Raw genomic sequence first — 20,362 nt, forward strand, 5'->3', positions numbered from 1 at the left:
TATTTTATGAAATTTCAGATTCCAGTGAATTCGCAAAGCTCTGATCATATATTGCTTTCATTCTTTCATCCATAAAATATTTCCATGCTGTACAAATTTTACTTTCTGCGTTACTTATAAATCGCATGTTGCAGTCTTCCTCGCAAATTGGGAGGACTTTACAAGTTCTGCAATCAGCTTGAACAGTTTTATCGAATTTTTTATAAGAATCCAAATTGGGATTGGTTCCGTCAAAATCACTTATATGTTCAATTCTTTTATTTTTACTGTTTACTGTATTATAGCATTTATGAATGTAACCACCATCGTCAATAGAAAGTGAATTACGACTTTCTACAGTAACGCAATAAAAATTTGCTAAACTTGGATACGCAAAATGTAACTTTTTATCAATCTTTCCATTTTGTTTAGCCCAATTATTATAGTGATTCACTCTAATATACTCGAAATCTTGTCTTGATTTTTGATAATCATAACTAGTAAAATAGATATCTTTTTGCTGATTATCACCTAAAAAGTTGAAAAATTTTGGAGCCCAATGGAAACTGATCTCACTATTTCTTTGGGGCCATATTTCTCTATTTTCGAGATCTTCAAATAATTTTGGGATGTCCTGAAATACTAATCTATCTCCATTAATTCGAAGAACAAGCTTAAATTTATCTTTAGGCATAATTTTCAAATTATTCATAATATCTTCATAAGATCCTTTACCATTGGCATAAAATCTTACCTGATTATGCTTATCTTTTTCCCCATCGATCGTCACTTGAACTTTTTCCACTTTACAATCATATAATAAGTCCCATGTTTTCTCATCCAATAAGGCAGCATTGGTTATTATGCTGGCAGAATATTCAATGTTATTTTGTTTACATAGTTCAATTGCATATTCTGAAAATTCCCTTATGGAGTTTTTTCTTAAAAGAGGTTCTCCACCAAACCATTCGACCAGAACCTTCGTAATTGGAGTAGAATGAGGAGAATAAACAGCTTTATGAAGTAGATTTTTTAAATTCTCAATATTTTCAGAATCCAAATATTTAGAATCTCTTAATTTAGCACTTTTGTCTCCTTGAAAGCAATAAGGACATTTCATGTTACAACTGTTCGTTGGAGAAATACAAAGAAAGAAGGTTGAGGAATCTGTTAATTCTCGACGAGAGTGATTGGCCCTATTTTTCATCTCGACAAATTCATCAATATTTGAAGAAACTATCATTCCATTGTCCTTCAAAATATCTATGACGTCAATATCTAGGTAATGAACTTCCATACTATTGAGCTTGGAAATAGTATGGCCTAGTTCAAAATCTATTTCGATCATTGAATTGGTAAATGAATTATAAATTATATATATACCTCTTTCTTTATGTGGAATAAAATGATTGTAATAACTGAGCTTTAGGTTTGGTAACATAATTTGATTATTTTGATTTCGAGAAAATTGAATAACCTTCGTATCTTTCTGGCCGTTTAAAAGATGTGTAAAAAGTTAGGTCCACTATAGATTCCCTGGTAGTGGACCAAAATTGTTTTAAATTAGGATATCAAGTCCATCTGATGCACTAGACGTACTTGAACTACTGCTTGAATAGTTTCCACCACAAGTTACAGTTTCAGATGATGAACCATAATTTTTTCCGCAATAGCCTTCCACTTTTACGGATGATTCGTCTTGATTAGAACCTACAAGAGTGTTCATGATTTTCTTTTCAGTGTTCATTCTTTTGAAATTTAAAAGTTTAAAAATTAATTAATATTACTCATTGATCGATCAATCATCTTTAATGCCTCCTGAAGGACTTTGTCTTCATACCCATATAAATCCTGGTAATTATCAATTTTAACTTTGATGTCAGGTTGGATACTGTGATTTTCTATAATTCTTTGCTCCTCTAAAAAAGAAGTTTTGCTTAAAATGTTAGCTGATACAACTAAATCATAAGGTAGGTTGAAATTGTATACCGTTGAATATGCTCCAGCTGTATCAGAACTACCAATTATTATTGCTCCAGTTGCTTCTTTTAAAAATAGGGTAAATGCTTCCGCTGCACATGCAGTTCTATTATCAACCAAGATTATGACCCTTAATTTTGACAAGTCTAGAAACTCATTAGGTTTTATTATAGAATGAAAAACCTGTTCATTATCAACATTGCCATAAATATGGGATGAATAGAGCATAGGAGAATTTACAAAACTGGATGCTATTTTTATTACCTCTGTTTCAAAGCCACCAGGATTACCTCTTAAGTCAAAAACAATCCCCTCTTTTTCTTTTAAAGTATCTTTGAGATTGAAGAACCTTATCCAATCACCTCGGTCCCATTTATTCATTTTTAAATAAGACCAGTTATTTTTTAACTTTTTAAATCCAAAATGCTCAGGAATAAACCTTTTAGGTGCAGGAAATTTTTTGTTATATTTTATTTCAGTCCTATATTTAGTACCATCTGATTTTTCAAAAACAATATTATCTACTGATGCCCCAATTTCTCTTTCAACAAGATGAGATACAGCAAGTTCATTTCTTTGTTCGTCTTTGCCAAAATAGTTACTCGATAATTTGTTTACCAACATTTCTGGATCATTATTATTAATGGAAAAAATTCGATCCCCTAATGAGATATTTGAATTTAAAGAAGTATCTCTAAGTCCAACTACTTGAATCCGGTTCCCTATCTTTTTTAAAATTAATGGAGTAGTAATATTCTGAGTTTTGGAAGTAATAATTCTTAAATAAAAATGTGCATCGTGAAAATTATCCGCTATTTCTTTCAAAAAATGAATTTTAGATTGGAAAGATAAATCTGACTTTATGATATTCTCGATTTCAGTTATTGTTTTGTTTTTTGATAAATAAGGCTTATTATAATATGGATATTTTAAAAAAATATTTTTTAATAATTCGAGGGTACTTAGTTGGATTATTAAACTATCGCTTTCCAAATTTTCGAATTGAAAATTAAAATCGCCACCTCGATAATTTACAAAATCACCATAACTGACTAAAGGAAAATTATCACCTATATCTGTAATTGGTTGGTTCGTAATTTTATTTTCATTTTTTCCAGTAATCTCATAGAACCAATTAGCCTCGCTTGGTTTTTTAGTCTCTTTTTTTTGATAAATATTGGCTTCACCCACCAGCAACTTACTTCCTTTGGTTTTATCTTTCACTATAGGATAGCATGCAAATAATGGGAATTTGGGTTCCTTTCTATTTTTAGCAAATAATAACAATGAATCAACATCTTTTTTTATATTTTTTAAAGCGATTTCGAAAGGCAATTGATAACCTTCGCTATTAAAATGAACATATGATTCAGCATAATTATTTTCATTTTCATAGATACGCACTAAAATCCCAGATAAGTTATCTGTGTAGAGATTAAAATATAATGTTTTTTTTAATGGCTGCTTTTCATCTGAAAGAACTTTAAACCACACTTTATTCCCATCTACTAAAGGATTAAAAGCTCTCCTCTGCACTTTTGCTTTAAAATCAAACGATGTATCGAAGAATAAATAACCATCTATTGATTCTGCATTGTTGGGAATAATTGACTGAGAGTCTAATTTTATATTTTCATAATGAAAGATATTCCATTGACATTTTGCACTTTGAAGAACAAGTATTAAATAAAAGCACATTACATGCCTAATAATTCTAATGTTTATGTTCCTAAGATTCATTTATTGGTTTATGATTATTGATTAAATTGTAGCTTTTTGTAACCACTGAAATAAATATAAATAACTTAGACAGAGATAAAAGATAAAATCGACGAAATTGGCTTTTTCAAGGTTTAAAATCTAAGAGCCCGTTTAAAAATAGTGCAGAAAAACACTAAGGGCATCTACAAGTACAAACAGAACCTTCGATTGATTTGGGGCAGTATTCTTTACCTCTTTAAAACGGGATAAAGAATACTGTACGGTGGCTAACGATTTCCCTAAATGGCAACTAGTGTACTATTATTATAAAAAATGGGTCGTTACAGATCAATTTGACTAGCTTTTGGAGGATTTAAGGTAAATTTCGTAAAAACTGCACTAGAAAACTACTCCATCGCTTGACATTGTGAGTAGTTAGAGTGCTCATTGACTTAATAATCAATCTTTAAGAGATGGTGTTATATTAAAAAACAATCGTACTTCATCAAAAAATCCTGTAATAAGTATACTGCGCATTAACAATTGAACGCATTAAAACAGGTGATTTACCAGCATCATTTCGTAATAACTTTGCTAATGACATCCGTAGGTCCTTTATTGTGTGTTCGTACTGAAAATATACCCTAAAATGTATAAATAGGTACAGCGCAGTTCGAGCTTTCAAGAAATAACCTTCATCAATAAGGAAATTGATATATGCTGTTAGCTTTATATTTTCAACATTACGTTCACCAAGCACCAGTTTTCTACTCCATTCAATTTCGTCGCTCACCGCACCATCATCATTAGTTACAACATGCTTATAGACGATCGACTTTTTATTGAATTTAGAAGTTGCACTAATTTTCACCTCCTCATCTGGATTTTCAGTTGTGGGTAGTATTTTATCCAATGATATCCCAAGTGAAGTCACATTTCACGCGATCAAGGGAAATTTTTCCAGTTTGTTTTCTACAAATAGGTCAAGAGTTGACACTACTCTTTATAAACTATATGCCGACAATGACTTGAGAAAAAATATATTTTATAAAACAAACATTGCGGGAATCAATGGGTTTTATGCTGATTATGCTGGAAATAATAGTGTCGCTGTTTTTTCGGGTATTGCACGTGATGAGATTTACCTCATATTGGCAGAATCACTCATTAGAAATAATCGCGTTGATGATGGAATTTCAGTATTGAACAAACTGTTAAAGAACAGAATTAAGAATAATACTTTTAAACCAATATCTGAAACAAATGAGTCAAAAGCCTCAGATGTCATATTAGAGGAAAGGGGAAAAGAACTCGCTTTTCGAGCTGGTTTGAGATGGATAGATTTAAAAAGATTGAATTTACACAGTAAAAGAGCCATAAAATTAAAACGAAAAATAGGCAATTCAATTATTGAACTTGAACCAAATAGTGCTAGATATACTTTTAAAATCCCTGACCAAGTAATTGTATTAAGTGGAATAGCGCAAAACCCTTAAAGGATGTAATAAAGGGAGATTACACCTTTTAAAAATCTCCTTTTTTTACTTATAATCAACCTACTAGAATAAGGTGTTATTCAAAATGAGAATAAGCTAATTCATCAAAAAAACATCCCCTTGGCTTGTATCCTTATTTTGAATACGCTGTGCTAATGGACTATTTTCTTCAATAATAGGAAGCCCATTTTCATCTGAAGGAGCTTGTATACCACAAAGCTGGCTTGCTCCTTGACAATGAGCTGTAGATGAGGCTGTGTAATTTTCAGGATTTAATGGATCGTTGGAAGTCGTTGGGGTAAATTCCCAATTAACAGATACTAAAGTTACATTATTCTTAACCTCAAGATCATTCCTATCCATAGCCTCCACTATATAGAAAGCGCCAAATAATAATACTAACGCTGATATACCAGCTACAATTTTTGATTTTAACGTTTTCATAACGCAATATTTTATATTTATAATTTTGTTAGTTTTTTTTGCATGTCGGTTTTGCCTTTCAGGTATGCTATTGAGGGATCCTATTGTATGGTCAATTAGTTTCCTAGAATCCAAAAGGCCTGAGTTCCCGTGAACAGCGCGAACTTACGCGGATATGCTATTTTAAGTAAATGTATCATTATAGCTTTCATCATTTATAATTAAAGATTGTACTAATATAAAATTAAGGTACATAACCGACCTTAATAAAGCCGTTCATGAAAAAATGAAAATGCTATTCCCCCTCTCCTTTCCAAACCAGCATATGGCTATCCTCGTTGTTTGAGATAACGATTCAACGCTCTTCGAAATGAACTTTCATCTTCGTAACAAACTTCCATAAATATATCCTTTGCTCGTATCCCCTGTTCCTCCATCAATTTAAGTGCATGCTCCATACGGAGTGCTGTGTAATACATTCAAATAGTTATCTGATATTGCTTTCGAAAATGATTGAAAAGTGTGCGTTCTGTTGTAAAAAAATGGTCAGCTATAAGAGGCATAGAAAGCTGTTTATTAAGAAAATTTTGATTCAGGTATTCTTTTACCTCAATGGCTATATCAACTTTTTGCTGTCCTAATATAGCATTGTAATGTTCTAAGACATAGCTTACGTATTTGCGTAAATTGCCATCAATAGCACCTATATTATTTTTAGAAAAAGCATAAATCTTTTGTAACCAATTCTTAATGGTTCGGTCTAGTTTACATTGGCAGAGTACCTCGGCCTGAGACGTACTATTTGCAAAGCGACGCAATAGTTCTTTAATATTATGATAGTCTACACTAACCTCCATTATCCATTGCGGTGAAATACAGACGATCAATCCTACATTTTTACCTTGATAACATAAGATCTCATAAGATCCTTGATCCAGATAGCCCATCTGAAAAGTGTCTACGGGAAGATCACTTATCTTTTTTCCACCCGATTCACTATAGTTGCATTCTCCTGCTAACATAAGGACAAGGTAGAGAAACCTTTGTGTAGTTTTTAAGTGAAATAAATGGGGAGATATACAATTTACTTGAATTAAATCGATAAAAAATGGCTCGTATAAGTGACTTTGACTTAACAAAGCAGTGTGTGTGCTTTTTTAGAAAAGATGCTATCACTAGCGAATTCCAACACATAATCGAAAGACCCGACTTGAGCCTGTTTATCAGTTAATACCTTTGATTCAATCACGAGGAAATATGGTCGATCTTCCAATTGCGCTGTCATAATTTTTGGTTTATTGCTGTAATAGCAAAAATAAACAACAACATACCTAATCATTTTCAATTGAAAAATAGGAAATCGATGAAATGGCAATTTAATAGGGTAAAAAAGTTTGCTAGCTTATACAAGGATTATCTCTCAAAATTTAATCCCGAAAAATTCCCATTCTACCCTAAAATCATCGCATTCCAGCGAATCCATTATACCATTTAACTTCATTAAAGCACATTTGAACAAACAACAAATCAAATAAAATGGAAAATTTAACTTTTGAGAATTTTGAATTAGAAGTACAGACAATTTGTTCTGTCGATAACATTTCATATGGTATTTGGGGAGAAATGATAGAAACGGGTGTAACTGTTTCTTCAAGCATGATCATCTAACTAACAACATGTTTTTATCTCACTTCGTAATTTAAATAGTGGGATAAAAACATTTAATGATAATACAAAAAATGAAGCCATTATTGAGTTGCATAATTATCGAAGATGAACCTTTGGCTACTCGAAGACTACAATCTTTAATAGGAAAGCAAAAACACTTATTTTTTGCTGGAAATATAGATGATATTGAAGAAGTAAATCATTTAACATTTGACCACAAAAATACAGATATCGTCTTTCTCGATTTGCAAATAAAAGGTGGAAACATTGTGATGTTGAAGAAATACTTAATGTCTATTCCATTTATTATCGTGACTTCAGCTCTTTTCCCAGAGCATTATCCAAGTTTCATTAAAGAAAGAGAACATTTTATTCTTCAAAAACCTATTTCGTCGATAAGATTTGACGATTGTCTACAAATGATTTTAGAAAAAAATAGTGTTCGAGAACATGTCTGAATTTCAAGATTTTGATTTCTATTTACTAAGATCTCCTAAGATTTCTTTAGAGAAAACTCAGTTATTGTTGGATATTAGAACAAAACAGCAGTTTGATTTATCAATTAAAATGCTGTACAGTAGCCAATACATGAAACATGCGCTTTTTCTGTCCAGTGAACAAATTTATGAAGAAGTTGAAAAATGGCTTCATGGAGAAAATCCATTATCGGAAAAGCTAGCCAAAACATTGTATAAATATACGGTAAGATTAGGATCTCGCTGTACTCCATATGGTCATTTTGCAGGAATTAGTATGGGAAAAATATTAGACTCGACAAATACCTCCATCAATATCATCAGGACGCAAGTAGATCATGTCCAATACCGATTGGATATGCAATACCTAGCGCAGCTAATTCAACATATTGCAACGGATGATCAAATAAGGTTTAAGCTTAAATATTCCATAAACAGCACCCTATACCGACAAGGAAACTATTATAAGTATTATCAACAGCAAGTTGGTATTCAAAACAATTCACATTTTCTAAATCAGATTCGTATCACACCAATACTAGCATACATTGTCACTGAGATATCCAATAAAATAACATACAATGATTTACTTTCACTCATAAAAACAAAGGGGGCTACAGATGTACAAAGTAAGCGTTTACTGAATAGTCTCATACAGCATCAAATATTGATTTCTGAAATGCAACCTCAGATAACTGGTAAAGATTGTTTGAGCGAATTAATCAAGAACTTGAAAGCTATCGATATTGATAAACACTATCACCCAATTTTAAAAAAGATAAATAATGTATTAAAATCAGACTGCTCAATACTTGTAAAAGATCAAAAAATAAAAACGCTAACTGCGCAAAAAATCCCTTCTCATCCTGTAAAAAATCTAGTTCAAGGTGATTTGCTATTAGGAACAGAAACTAATGCCCTATCTAAGAAATGCATTAAAAACGTATTAAAACAATTGGAAGAATTGCTTCCCTTGTCAAAAAACTATCCAAATATTGAACTTGAAAAGTTCAAAAATAATTTTTCAAAAAGATATGAGGGTCAAATGATCTCATTACTTGAAGCGCTAGACCCCGATAGCGGCATAGGCTATGGAAACAGCACAGCAAACAGTTTAGGCGATGACTCTATCCTTAAAAATATAGCTAGCCCTAAAAAAGAAAATCGACAAAATGCATCAAATGCATTTGAAAATTTAATATTTAGAAAATATGTAGATAAAATTCAGATGGGGCAACCTTATTATGAAATTACTTTACAAGAAAGCGATATAAATAACTTTAATAGTAAAGTTGATGACAAATTATCTTCCCCTACATTTTATGCTATGGGTAATTTATTAATTGAAAATAATACCAATAAAAACATACTTTTTAACCTTCATGCATGCGGAGGATCTTCTGCTTCAAATCTCATATCACGTTTTGGTTACCTTGATACTGAGCTCGAGAAAAAACTAATTGCATTAAGCAAATTTGAACAAGATTGCTATCCAGATGCAATTGTCGCAGAAATTGTACATCTACCTGAAAACAGAACTGGTAACATTCTTCAGCGTCCCAGTGTAAGGGATACTGAAATTATACTCATGACAAGTGAAAACAAAAAGACAAACTTAATAAAAATCAATGATTTACACCTCTTCATGCAAAATAAACGACTAATATTATGGTCCGAACAATTACGAAAAGAAATCATACCAAAGTTGACTACCGCGCATAACTTTCAAAAAGGCATTAATCTATATCGGTTTCTTGCAGATTTACAGTTTCAAGACCCCCCTATTGGTTTAAAATGGGAATGGGGTAATATAGCGAAACAATCTTTTCTCCCTCGAATACGGTACAAAGACATCATACTAAATCGTGCATCTTGGCACATATCCAAATTAACGCATGTACCCGCCTGTCCTATGGAGAAAAAACAGAAATTAAAGATGCTTATGAAGATGTACTGTCTTCCAAAGCAGGTCGTTCTTATCGAAGGTGATAGTGAAATGCTTCTCGATTTTTCCAATCCTATAGCTGTCGATATTTTTTTCGATAAAGTCTTACAAGAAGATTTAGTACTTTGTGAATTTCTATTTTCTGAATACCAGTCCCCTGTAAAAGATGTCAACGGAAACAGCTACAATAATGAGATAATATTGCCAATTAAGGGAACACTAAAACAGAATCGTATTGCGGAACCTCCTCCTTCATCAATCTATGAAAGAAATTTTGTACTCGGCACTGAATGGGTATATGTAAAAATTTACTGTGGAATACACTATTCAGAAGAACTTTTGAAAACAACTGTTCCTGAAATTATTAAAAAATTAAAAGAAGCCAAATTAATCAAAAAATGGTTCTTCATTCGATACCGAGATCCCGAATATCATTTACGCTTAAGATTTGAAGCAGTATCTCCAGATAAATTTGGCATTATCGTACAAATGATCAATGAAAACTTTGCACCATCACTTGATGAGCGTAGTATTTTTAATATTCAGTTTGACACCTATAAAAGAGAGATTGAGCGCTATACACCAGAATACATGTTAATAACCGAAGATCTTTTTCATCACGAAAGCGAATATGTATTGTCCATTATTAAAAATGCTCCGAACTCTTCAGAGCGTTGGAATACCTGTTTAGCTTGTATGAATAAGCTGTTGGATACGGCCGGCCTAACATTATTAGAAAAATGCAAATTCTCGATGCAGATATCTTCAGCATTTTCTACCGAATTTGGCAATAACAAATTCACGGAGAAAGGATTTAACGAAATTTTTAGAGAACAAAAAAAAACTATTGAACATTGCATCAATAAGCTATCATGGCACACAAATGAAGAATATCCCATAAGTTATTTTAAAACTATTGTAGATAAAATTGAGGTCGATGAGAAAAGTGTCAAAGCTATTTTAAATAAAAAAAGCAACCTATTATCTAGTTATATACACATGCTCATAAATCGGCTACTTCCATCGGAACAAAGACTCTATGAATATGCGCTATATCATATATTGAATAATTATTACCGTATGTGCATGGGTAAAACTAAATCACTTCAACTGAATTCTATTGTTAAAACTTCATGATTTCTGACGATCAAACACACGAACTTTTTAGTTCTTCAAATTCAACTCAAGCAATACAATATAAGAATCTTCCATTTCTTGAATGTCTAAATTATAATTGCCAGAATAATTCAGTTCAAGTCTTTTCTTGACATTTTCTAAGCCAACACCACCGACATAACCTACTGGTTTAGCTACTCTTTTAAATCCGTTTGAAACCTGCATAGTTAACTTACCATCTTTTGCTATAATTTCAATATCCAACCATGCATTTTTACTACTAGACATAGGACCATGCTTAAAAGCATTCTCAATAAAAGCAAATATAATTACGGGCGCTATAAAATAGTCATCTTTGTCAGACAAAATCTGTACTGAAGTTTGAACTTTACTGTTCAATCGAAGCTTTTCCAAGCCAATATAACTTTCTATAAATGTAAATTCTGATTGTAACGGAACACTTGATTTATCACTTTCATAGACTAAATAATTCATAATACCGGTAAGCTGAACTAGACTAATTTCTGCGCGGACTGGATCCTCCTGTACCAAACAAATAATATTATTTATCGTATTAAAAAGAAAGTGTGGGTTAATCTGTGCTTTAAGGAAAGCTAATTCAAGCATGACATTATTTAGAGCAAGTTCTGTATTTTTCAGCTCCAGGTCGGTCTTCTGATAGCGAATACTCAGAATAGCTTGTGTCAACTTTATTCCTAAGGGAAGCGAAATAAAATATATAAAATCTAGAAAATAAAATGCAACTGTAGAATATTTAAAAAGTCCAGTCAAGCCAATTTGCAAAACCTTATCAACATATTTCTGCAGGCGCTCACTAATATGAATATACAAGTCAAGTTCCATACAAGTCAAATATGTCAATAATCCCCACCAACAATACATCATAACAAACCATAAAAGACATAAGATGTACCTGCCTTTTAAAAGAAATTTTGGGATGATAACATATGAACTTAGATAGAATATACTGGTTACTGCAATCAGTTCTTTTATTGCCAATAACCATGCATAATTTTGGTCAAACCTATTATATAAAATGATATACATTGCAAACATGCAACTCCAAAATAAGACATGGAGTACGGTTCTCTTTACAGGAGTATAATGTTGAAAAATTCTTGTTATAGCGGACATTACGAATATGATTAATGGATACCCATCAGCTTAAAAAAAGCTTCTCGGTATTGTAATCCTATTGGGATATCTTCTTTATTACTTTTAAGAATTACTTTAGTAGCATCGACAGTATTTACCTCGTCGATATTAACAATATAAGATCGCTGTATTCTAACAAAGTTTTCTGATGGTAGCATTTCTTCCATAGCCTTCAGGGTACCCAAAATAAGATGACTGCTCTCGCTGGTTTGCACAATCACATAATCTCCGTAGGCTTTTAGATACAAGACTTCTTTGGGTTTAATAAAAATCGTTTTATGTCCATCTTTGACTTTAATATATTCTCGCCTTGCAGTATTTTTTTGATATGATATTGCTCGCTTTACTTTTTGCACACTTTTAGCGAACCTTTCTTCAGTAAGTAGGGGCTTCATTATATAATCAAGAACATCAAGTTCGAAACCTTTATCAGCATATTCGGAATGACCAGTTACAAAAATTACAAATGGAGATCCTTCCAGAGATGTAACAAATGATATTCCATCCATTTCCGGCATTTGAATATCTGAAAAAATTAATTGAACCTGACCAGAACTTATTATTTCATTAGCCTCGGTTGGGTCGTCAAATACGCCCACTAAATTCAAATCTTCATTCTTTTCTACCATTGCTTTCAATCGCCTTTGCGGTAGTGGCTCATCTTCAATGATTATAGTTCTTATTCTCTTCATTAATAATATAACTAATTTCACTATAATAATTCAGCTATAATACCAAGCCTTTCTTACATATGTAATGTAAATAATCTGTCTTAAAGTTTATATAGTTGAATTGGTTAATACTACTAAATGTAGCACAATCTTTAATTAGATAGCAAGATAATTAAAATAAAATTAAACATAAAATAATTCGATCACTTCGATCTTGTAGACGTGCGATTCTCTAAAAAAAACATCTATAATTGTCTATATTTCCTTTTACTGATGGTCTTAAAAAAAGAATCATATCTACATTGCGAAATATTTATTTTTACAAAGATATTCATCTTATAAATCCTATCATATTGGAGAGATAACAGTGAAATTTAGCCCCCTTTTAAAGATATTTGAGCAACAATATGAAGATCGATATTGCTCAAATCTAGATCACTATTCCATTTTCATATCTTCTCACGTAATGTTAATACTATTTAAAAGCCGTTTCGGTACTTAAAAGAAGATGTATTCATTTGACTTTAATCTTTATGGCATTTATGGTTGCTTTGCTACTAGATATGCCACCACTGTTAATATATACTTGCCGCTAAAGAGGACTTCAATTTGGGATTCTTGGTCAAAGGAATGGAATTAATTGTCTGAGGTTGTGTATCAAAAGTGAATCAGACGTAGCGGTTCAAAATTCTATTCATTGAACAATGCGCCAAAAGGCTCAACAATCTCATCTTAATGATTCCTTTTTCCAGGAGCGCTTCACTGTGATATGATAAGCTTGTACTTCATGTTTAATTCTACTCCGACTTACAAAAATAACAGTAACTGTTGTCCAATCCTCGAGCCAGTTATAATTCTAAATACCCGCCACTTACATGGAATGTGTGGGCACAATGCAGCAATACAAGTTCTTCAAGATAAATTCAAAATCAATTAAAAGATAAAATCCCCTAATTTGTTAAATACAACAAAATAAGGGATTTAAGAAATTATAAAAATTTAACACCTAATTACTCATTTCAAAATTTACATTTTCACCAAATTCCTTTATAAGAGCCTCTCTAAGTACATTTGGTTCTTCACTTCCTATGGTAACCCATTTATTCTCACCGTATCTTATTTGAACTCCCTTATTTCCCTGAACATTATAAAGCCACCCTTTTTTTGTTCTGCTTATTCCAAAACCTAAATAAAAACCATTTAAAAATCATTTTTAATGATAAAACAAATTAGAATAAAATTTTTCTTTTCATCATTAGTTCATCAGATATTGGATGTCATGAAGAGCAAACATTTGAAAAATTATTAGACAAAAAACAATTTGAGATAATTCACGTCTACGCAATTAAAAATAAAAAAGTTGGTTCCGGTATCAACTCAACAAGACCGTTTATAATTACTGATAAAAAGATAAATTGGTTATAATCAATTAGGTATTTGTTAGAAATAAATCTACCTCTTTTCTTTTATTCATATTTTTTTCATAGTTTAGTGGAAACTTTAGGGGTGTCTGCAAGATTTGCAGGCTGAGATTTTACCCTTAGAACCTGATCCGGGTCATACTGGCGTAGGGAAAAGTAAGATGTCTTCATTGTGCATATACCTGCATAACTGTGGCCATTCCTAAAGTTTTTTATTTAAAAATTTTTAAAGGAATGGAACTTACGATCAATCACCAATCACGTTTTTTTGAACAGCCCCCCTCCTCTTTGGAAGGTTTGATGCTTTTGGAATTTCCAGAAAAAAGCAAAGGCATTGCTGTTGCCATTAATAACCAAGTCATACCCAAAACGGCTTGGGCAACAACCCAGTTACGCCATCAAGATTCAATTCTCGTCATTTCTGCTACGCAAGGCGGATAAATCATTTACACCTATTAATACACCATTATGTTAGAACAAACCATTACCCAAACCCCTTTCCCAAATTCGAAAAAAGTCTACATCCCTGGAAAACTCTTTCCAATTCAGGTAGCTATGCGTGAAATTACACTCAGTGCAACTAAATTGAGCAAAGGTGGTGTAGAAATCAATCCTTCTGTAACCATTTATGATACATCAGGTCCATATACCGATGATGATGCAAAGATCGATATCCGTAAGGGGCTACCTCGCACTCGAGAAAGTTGGATATTGGATAGGCAAGATGTTGAAATTTTACCCCAGATCAGTTCGGATTATGGTCAAGAACGATTGGCGGATACGGATCTGGATGAACTTCGTTTTGAATACAGCCATAAACCTAAAAAAGCTTTAGCAGGTCATAACGTTAGTCAATTACATTATGCTAGAAAAGGGATCATCACTCCAGAAATGGAGTATGTGGCTATTCGTGAAAACCAACGTATCGAGCAAATAGAAGCGGCGACAGTGGGTATGGAACATCAACATACGGGACATAGTTTTGGTGCTCGAACGCCCAAGAAACTGATCACAGCGGAATTTGTACGTGAAGAAATCGCAGCGGGTAGAGCCATCATCCCGAACAATATCAATCATCCAGAAAGTGAACCGATGATTATCGGACGTAATTTTTTAGTGAAAATAAATGCCAATATTGGCAATAGTGCAGTGACGTCCAGTATTGAGGAAGAAGTAGACAAAGCTGTTTGGGCATGTCGCTGGGGTGCGGATACGATAATGGATCTTTCAACGGGTAAAAATATCCATGAAACACGTGAATGGATCATCCGTAATTCTCCAGTCCCAATCGGCACAGTGCCTATATATCAAGCTTTGGAAAAAGTAAAAGGTGTAGCAGAAGATCTGACTTGGGAGATATTTAGAGATACCTTAATCGAACAAGCAGAACAGGGTGTTTCCTACTTCACCATTCATGCAGGGGTATTGTTGAGATATATTCATCTGACAGCAAAACGCGTAACGGGAATTGTATCTCGTGGTGGATCGATCATGGCAAAATGGTGTTTATTCCATCATAAGGAAAACTTTTTATATACGCACTTTGAAGATATCTGTCAGATCATGAAGCAATACGATGTCGCCTTTTCATTGGGTGATGGTCTTCGCCCTGGTTCTATTGCTGATGCGAACGATGCTGCACAGTTTGCGGAGTTAGAGACTTTAGGGGAGTTAACTAAAATTGCATGGAAACATGATGTACAAGTTATGATTGAAGGGCCTGGTCACGTGCCGATGCATATGATTAAGGAAAATATGGACAAACAGCTTGAAGTTTGTGATGAAGCACCTTTTTATACGTTGGGTCCATTGACAACAGATATTGCTCCGGGTTATGATCACATTACATCTGCAATTGGCGCGGCTATGATCGGATGGTTTGGATGTGCCATGCTTTGCTACGTTACTCCTAAAGAACATCTTGGATTGCCTAACCGAAAAGATGTGAAAGATGGGGTCATTACCTATAAATTGGCAGCACATGCTGCGGATCTAGCCAAAGGGCATCCTGGTGCACAATATCGCGATAATGCTTTGAGCAAGGCTAGGTTTGAGTTCCGTTGGGAAGATCAGTTTAATCTTTCATTGGATCCCGATACAGCGCGAGAATTTCACGATGAAACACTACCTGCTGATGGTGCAAAAGTGGCACACTTCTGTTCGATGTGCGGTCCCAAATTTTGTTCGATGAAGATTACCCAAGAGATACGCGATTCTGCAGAACAGGGAATGATGGATATGTCTAAAGAATTTATCGAGCAAGGTAAAGAGCTATATCTATGATCCTAGTTGTGACTGCTGAACAGGCTGTACCTCGTGAACTACAAGTGATCAATGATATACTAGATGCGGGATTGGAACTGTTACACATTCGGAAGTATAGCTTTTCTGATGATGAAATGTCTCAATTTATTAACGGAATAGCAACTCGTTATCGAAATCGCCTTGTCATGCATAGTCATCATCATCTGGCGGAATCGTTGAACATCGAGAGATTGCATTTTAATGAGCATGATCGAAAATTGGGGATACAAAATAATTTCAGTCAACAGATCATCCGATCAACATCAGTACATAGCATCCACGATTTTAACAGCTTGGATCACAGATGGTCCTACGCTTTGCTTAGTCCAATGTTTTTAAGCATTTCAAAACTTAATCATGGGTCTAAACACACCGTAAAAAAAGAACTCATATACCGTGACAACCAGCAGGTTCATTTAATAGGACTTGCTGGCATCCACGCCGAAAACATCATCTCTTTATATCAGGATGGCGTTGATGGAGTAGCATTACTGGGAGCCATCTGGAAAAGCGAACAACCTTTGATCAGTTTTAATGAATGTCTACAGAAAGACCTTTCTTACTCATCATAGTAGACCTTGATCCTAATGGTGGTACGGTTAGCAGTAAGCTTATAGGATATAACCATATTGAACTATGTCAATTATGAAAATCTATATCAGACAATTTTTAAACAGTTAAAACAATCTTATCGGTCAACATCATGTTTAGTAAAATTCAATATATATCACAGGGAAATACTGCTCTGGAACAGGAAACGAATATTAGAAACGCACTACAAGCTGGTGCAGATTGGATTCAATTACGTTGGAAAGAAGGCAATGAAGATCAGTTATTAACATTAGCCGTCTGTATTAAACAACTGTGCTTTCAATATGGTGCAAAACTGATCATCAATGATCATGTTCACATTGCTAAAGCTGTTGATGCTACTGGTGTACATCTGGGATTGACGGATAGCAGCATACGGGACGCACGATTATTACTGGGCTCAAAGAAGATTATTGGAGGTACAGCAAATAGTCTATCTGATGTACAGCAACGAATAGCAGAAAACTGCGATTACATTGGTCTTGGACCGCTACGTTTTACCTCTACTAAAGAAAAGCTAAGTCCTATATTAGGATTCACAGGATATCAGGAGATCATTCAAAATTTAAGAACAAAAGGAACTGACTATCCTCCTATTTTTGCTATCGGAGGAATCTTACTCGAAGATATTACCCTTCTTCAAGAAATGGGTATATATGGCGTAGCACTCTCAGGCCTGATCACAAAAAAACCTCAACTTATTCAAGAACTTAAAAATAAACTGCAATGGACACTTTAAAAATAGCAGATCGCATATTTCATTCTCGACTTTTCTTAGGAACAGGAAAGTTTGGTCACCTCAATCAAATGCAAGAATCCTTGGTTGCGTCGGGTTCTGAAATGGTTACCATGGCTTTAAAACGCTTGGATCATCAGTCTTCCTCAGATACATTTTTAGAAGCTTTGCAGATTCCATCAGTACATTTGTTGCCAAATACTTCGGGAGCGCGCAATGCTAAGGAAGCTATATTGGCGGCACAACTCGCTCGGGAGGCTTTGGAAACCGATTGGGTAAAATTGGAGATCCACCCTGATTCTCGTTATCTCATGCCTGATCCTATTGAAACGCTATTAGCTACTGAACAGTTGGCAAAACTAGGTTTTATTGTGCTACCCTATATACATGCCGACCCCGTGCTCTGTAAGCGTCTGGAGGACGTTGGAACGGCAGCGGTCATGCCATTAGCAGCGCCTATAGGGAGTAATAAGGGATTGCGTACCATAGATTTTTTAGAAATGATTATTGCGCAAAGCCAAGTGCCTGTGATCGTAGATGCTGGTATCGGCGCACCATCTGATGCTGCAAAAGCAATGGAAATTGGTGCCGATGCCGTACTGGTCAACACTGCAATCGCAACAGCAACTTATCCGGTACAAATGGCTGAAGCATTTAAAGAAGCCGTGATCGCAGGAAGAAAAGCCTATCATGCGGGCTTAGGTGGAGTGGAAAATCGAGCCATGGCATCTAGTCCTCTAACCTCATTTTTAATCGATTAAACTATTATGATGCATACGTTTCAACACTTATTTAGACAATACGACTGGCATGATATTAAGGGAAAAATATACCATAAAACAAGTGAGGATGTCAAAAAAAGTCTTCGGAAGCAAAAAAGAAATCTGGACGATTTTCTGGCCTTGATATCTCCTGCTGCGACTTCCGAATTGGAGGAAATGGCAAGACTGGCACAACAGGTCACACAGCGCAGATTTGGTAAAACAATCCAATTATATGCACCGTTATATCTGAGTAATGAATGTCAAAATATCTGTACGTATTGTGGATTTAGTATGGACAATAAAATCAAACGAAAAACGCTTTCCAATGGCGAATTAATGTTAGAAGCGATGGCACTAAAGTCGATGGGGGTTAATCATGTATTACTCGTGAGCGGAGAAGCAAATAAAACTGTCGAGATCAGCTATTTCAGGAATGCAATTCAGTTATTGAAGCCTTATTTTGCACAGATATCCATTGAAGTACAGCCTTTATTATTAGAGGAATATCGGATTTTACAGAAAGAGGGTGTCCATTCTGTACTTGTCTATCAAGAAACCTATCATCAAGAGGTCTATAAAACCTATCATCCAAAAGGTAAGAAATCCAACTTTGAATATCGTTTGGATACCCCAGATCGTATCGGTCAAGCAGATATTCATAAAATCGGTTTGGGCGTACTTTTAGGTCTTGAGGATTGGCGCGTGGATAGCTTTTTTAATGCCTTACATATTGACTATCTAGAGAAGCAATATTGGCGTACAAAATATTCGGTTTCATTTCCACGACTACGTCCTGCTGAAGGGGTATCAACGCCTAACTTTATCATGGAAGATCGGGATTTGCTTCAATTAATATGCGCATATCGTCTATGGAATGAAAATCTTGAAATTTCTATATCAACACGTGAGCGTGAAAAATTTAGGGATCATATCATTCCTATCGGTGTGACGAGCATGAGTGCGGCTTCCAAAACAAATCCTGGTGGCTATGTTGTCGATCCGCAATCGCTGGAACAATTTGAAATCAGCGATGAGCGAAGCATGGAAACGATCCAAAGTATCATTAGGAAAGCCGGTTATGATCCTGTTATGAAAGATTGGGACATAAGCTACTCGGGATAACAACTTAAGTTCTCTATTATATGAAACAGCATAGTCCTTTTGATCGATACTCCCGCCAAATTTTTATTAATGAAATCGGTATCGAGGGGCAACAAAAAATCATGGCGGCAAAAGTATTGGTCATTGGTGCAGGTGGATTGGGTTCACCCATACTTCAATATCTTGCGGCGGCTGGTATTGGAAATATAGGGATTGTTGATTTTGATCATGTCGAAATCCATAATCTCAATAGACAAGTTATTCACACCGAAAAAAGCATACATGTCGACAAAGTAAAAAGTGCGTCTGCTTATATTGAAGAACTAAATTCTTCCATCAAGGTGACCAGCTTAATGACTAAAATTAGTACTGACAATGTAGATGGTATCATTGCGGCATATGATGTTGTGGTCGATGGTTCAGATAATTTTAACACTAGATATCTTGTCAATGATGCTTGCTCACGTGCTCAAAAGGCATTAGTTTATGGAAGTATCTTTGCTTTTGAAGGTCAGATGGCGGTTTTTAATTACAAAGGAAGTAAGCAACTGCGAGATCTATTTCCTGAGCCTCCCCATCCAGAAGATATACCTACCTGTGACCAATATGGTGTATTAGGTCCACTACCAGGTATTATTGGCAGCATGATGGCAATACAGGTCCTTAAAATTGTAACGGATCTTCCTGTCGATTTCAACAAGTTGACACTTGTCGATACGTACCATTGGCGATTCACAACAATCGAATTTTAAATTTTGAGAAAGTTGCAAAACAAGATATAAATCATGGATTACTAAAAATATACGGATAAATA

20 protein-coding genes and 1 riboswitch are annotated in these 20,362 nt (G+C 34.3%); of the genes, 11 read left to right on the forward strand and 9 right to left on the reverse strand.

Translation table 11 applies throughout. The features are described from left to right. Positions 1-4: 4 nt before the first annotated feature. The 4 genes from B3P23_RS16095 to B3P23_RS16110 form a co-directional block, all read right to left on the reverse strand. Positions 5-1,420 carry a radical SAM/SPASM domain-containing protein gene (locus tag B3P23_RS16095; RefSeq protein ID WP_293928028.1) on the reverse strand — a complete coding sequence of 472 codons (1,416 nt, stop codon included), beginning with the start codon at positions 1,418-1,420 and terminating at the stop codon, positions 5-7. A gap of 117 nt (positions 1,421-1,537) precedes the next feature. After that, positions 1,538-1,705 (reverse strand): hypothetical protein, encoded by a 168-nt coding sequence (locus B3P23_RS16100; protein ID WP_293928030.1) that lies wholly within the window; start codon positions 1,703-1,705, stop codon positions 1,538-1,540. A gap of 47 nt (positions 1,706-1,752) precedes the next feature. Next, the gene (locus B3P23_RS16105) at positions 1,753-3,657 is read right to left on the reverse strand and encodes a S41 family peptidase (RefSeq protein WP_293928033.1); all 1,905 of its coding nucleotides are present in this window, start codon (positions 3,655-3,657) and stop codon (positions 1,753-1,755) included. Positions 3,658-4,165: 508 nt separating this feature from the next. Beyond that, on the reverse strand, positions 4,166-4,573 hold the full coding sequence (locus tag B3P23_RS16110) for a hypothetical protein (RefSeq protein ID WP_293928035.1): 408 nt from the start codon (positions 4,571-4,573) through the stop codon (positions 4,166-4,168). A gap of 115 nt (positions 4,574-4,688) precedes the next feature. Between B3P23_RS16110 and B3P23_RS16115 the strand changes: the two genes are divergently transcribed. Continuing rightward, entirely contained in the window at positions 4,689-5,156 is a 468-nt protein-coding gene (locus tag B3P23_RS16115; protein ID WP_293928038.1) for a RagB/SusD family nutrient uptake outer membrane protein, read from the forward strand. A 96-nt stretch (positions 5,157-5,252) separates the two neighbouring features. Here B3P23_RS16115 and B3P23_RS16120 read toward each other — a convergent pair whose 3' ends face one another. From B3P23_RS16120 to B3P23_RS16130, 3 genes are all read right to left on the reverse strand, one after another. Continuing rightward, entirely contained in the window at positions 5,253-5,600 is a 348-nt protein-coding gene (locus B3P23_RS16120) for a hypothetical protein (RefSeq protein ID WP_293928041.1), read from the reverse strand. A gap of 308 nt (positions 5,601-5,908) precedes the next feature. After that, positions 5,909-6,058: a hypothetical protein gene (locus tag B3P23_RS16125; protein WP_293928044.1), complete on the reverse strand. Its 150-nt coding sequence runs from the start codon at positions 6,056-6,058 to the stop codon at positions 5,909-5,911. After that, the gene (locus B3P23_RS16130) at positions 6,059-6,601 is read right to left on the reverse strand and encodes a hypothetical protein (protein ID WP_293928047.1); all 543 of its coding nucleotides are present in this window, start codon (positions 6,599-6,601) and stop codon (positions 6,059-6,061) included. 514 nt (positions 6,602-7,115) lie between these two features. Between B3P23_RS16130 and B3P23_RS16135 the strand changes: the two genes are divergently transcribed. From B3P23_RS16135 to B3P23_RS16145, 3 genes are all read left to right on the forward strand, one after another. Beyond that, a complete protein-coding gene (locus B3P23_RS16135; protein ID WP_293928050.1) occupies positions 7,116-7,247 on the forward strand; it encodes a hypothetical protein in 132 nt (43 codons plus the stop codon). A gap of 71 nt (positions 7,248-7,318) precedes the next feature. After that, complete coding sequence (locus B3P23_RS16140; protein ID WP_293928053.1) at positions 7,319-7,705, forward strand: hypothetical protein; 387 nt, start codon at positions 7,319-7,321, stop codon at positions 7,703-7,705. After that, on the forward strand, positions 7,698-10,805 hold the full coding sequence (locus B3P23_RS16145) for a lantibiotic dehydratase (protein WP_293928056.1): 3,108 nt from the start codon (positions 7,698-7,700) through the stop codon (positions 10,803-10,805). Before B3P23_RS16140 ends, B3P23_RS16145 begins: the two co-directional genes overlap by 8 nt. A gap of 27 nt (positions 10,806-10,832) precedes the next feature. Here the strand turns inward: B3P23_RS16145 and B3P23_RS16150 are convergent, their stop codons facing one another. Both B3P23_RS16150 and B3P23_RS16155 read right to left on the reverse strand, forming a co-directional pair. Continuing rightward, complete coding sequence (locus B3P23_RS16150) at positions 10,833-11,648, reverse strand: sensor histidine kinase (RefSeq protein ID WP_293928059.1); 816 nt, start codon at positions 11,646-11,648, stop codon at positions 10,833-10,835. Between the two features lie 302 nt (positions 11,649-11,950). Continuing rightward, on the reverse strand, positions 11,951-12,652 hold the full coding sequence (locus B3P23_RS16155) for a LytR/AlgR family response regulator transcription factor (RefSeq protein ID WP_293928062.1): 702 nt from the start codon (positions 12,650-12,652) through the stop codon (positions 11,951-11,953). Positions 12,653-14,123: 1,471 nt separating this feature from the next. After that, positions 14,124-14,222, forward strand: a riboswitch (TPP riboswitch). 22 nt (positions 14,223-14,244) lie between these two features. Here B3P23_RS16155 and thiS point away from each other — a divergent pair. The 7 genes from thiS (at position 14,245) to B3P23_RS16190 (ending at position 20,300) form a co-directional block, all read left to right on the forward strand. After that, complete coding sequence (thiS, locus tag B3P23_RS16160; protein ID WP_293928065.1) at positions 14,245-14,493, forward strand: sulfur carrier protein ThiS; 249 nt, start codon at positions 14,245-14,247, stop codon at positions 14,491-14,493. 27 nt (positions 14,494-14,520) lie between these two features. Beyond that, entirely contained in the window at positions 14,521-16,335 is a 1,815-nt protein-coding gene (gene thiC, locus B3P23_RS16165; protein WP_293928068.1) for a phosphomethylpyrimidine synthase ThiC, read from the forward strand. Then, complete coding sequence (locus B3P23_RS16170) at positions 16,332-16,928, forward strand: thiamine phosphate synthase (protein ID WP_293928071.1); 597 nt, start codon at positions 16,332-16,334, stop codon at positions 16,926-16,928. The genes thiC and B3P23_RS16170 overlap by 4 nt, the downstream gene beginning before the upstream one ends. A 131-nt stretch (positions 16,929-17,059) precedes the next feature. Beyond that, positions 17,060-17,686 carry a thiamine phosphate synthase gene (thiE, locus tag B3P23_RS16175; RefSeq protein ID WP_293928074.1) on the forward strand — a complete coding sequence of 209 codons (627 nt, stop codon included), beginning with the start codon at positions 17,060-17,062 and terminating at the stop codon, positions 17,684-17,686. Next, positions 17,674-18,444 carry a thiazole synthase gene (locus B3P23_RS16180; RefSeq protein ID WP_293928076.1) on the forward strand — a complete coding sequence of 257 codons (771 nt, stop codon included), beginning with the start codon at positions 17,674-17,676 and terminating at the stop codon, positions 18,442-18,444. The genes thiE and B3P23_RS16180 overlap by 13 nt, the downstream gene beginning before the upstream one ends. Positions 18,445-18,450: 6 nt before the next feature. Next, entirely contained in the window at positions 18,451-19,569 is a 1,119-nt protein-coding gene (gene thiH, locus B3P23_RS16185) for a 2-iminoacetate synthase ThiH (protein WP_248754453.1), read from the forward strand. 20 nt (positions 19,570-19,589) lie between these two features. Continuing rightward, positions 19,590-20,300 carry a HesA/MoeB/ThiF family protein gene (locus B3P23_RS16190; RefSeq protein ID WP_293928080.1) on the forward strand — a complete coding sequence of 237 codons (711 nt, stop codon included), beginning with the start codon at positions 19,590-19,592 and terminating at the stop codon, positions 20,298-20,300. Positions 20,301-20,362: the final 62 nt, after the last annotated feature.

The sequence above is a fragment of the Sphingobacterium sp. UBA6320 genome (genome assembly GCF_002440335.1).
Lineage (GTDB): Bacteria > Bacteroidota > Bacteroidia > Sphingobacteriales > Sphingobacteriaceae > Sphingobacterium.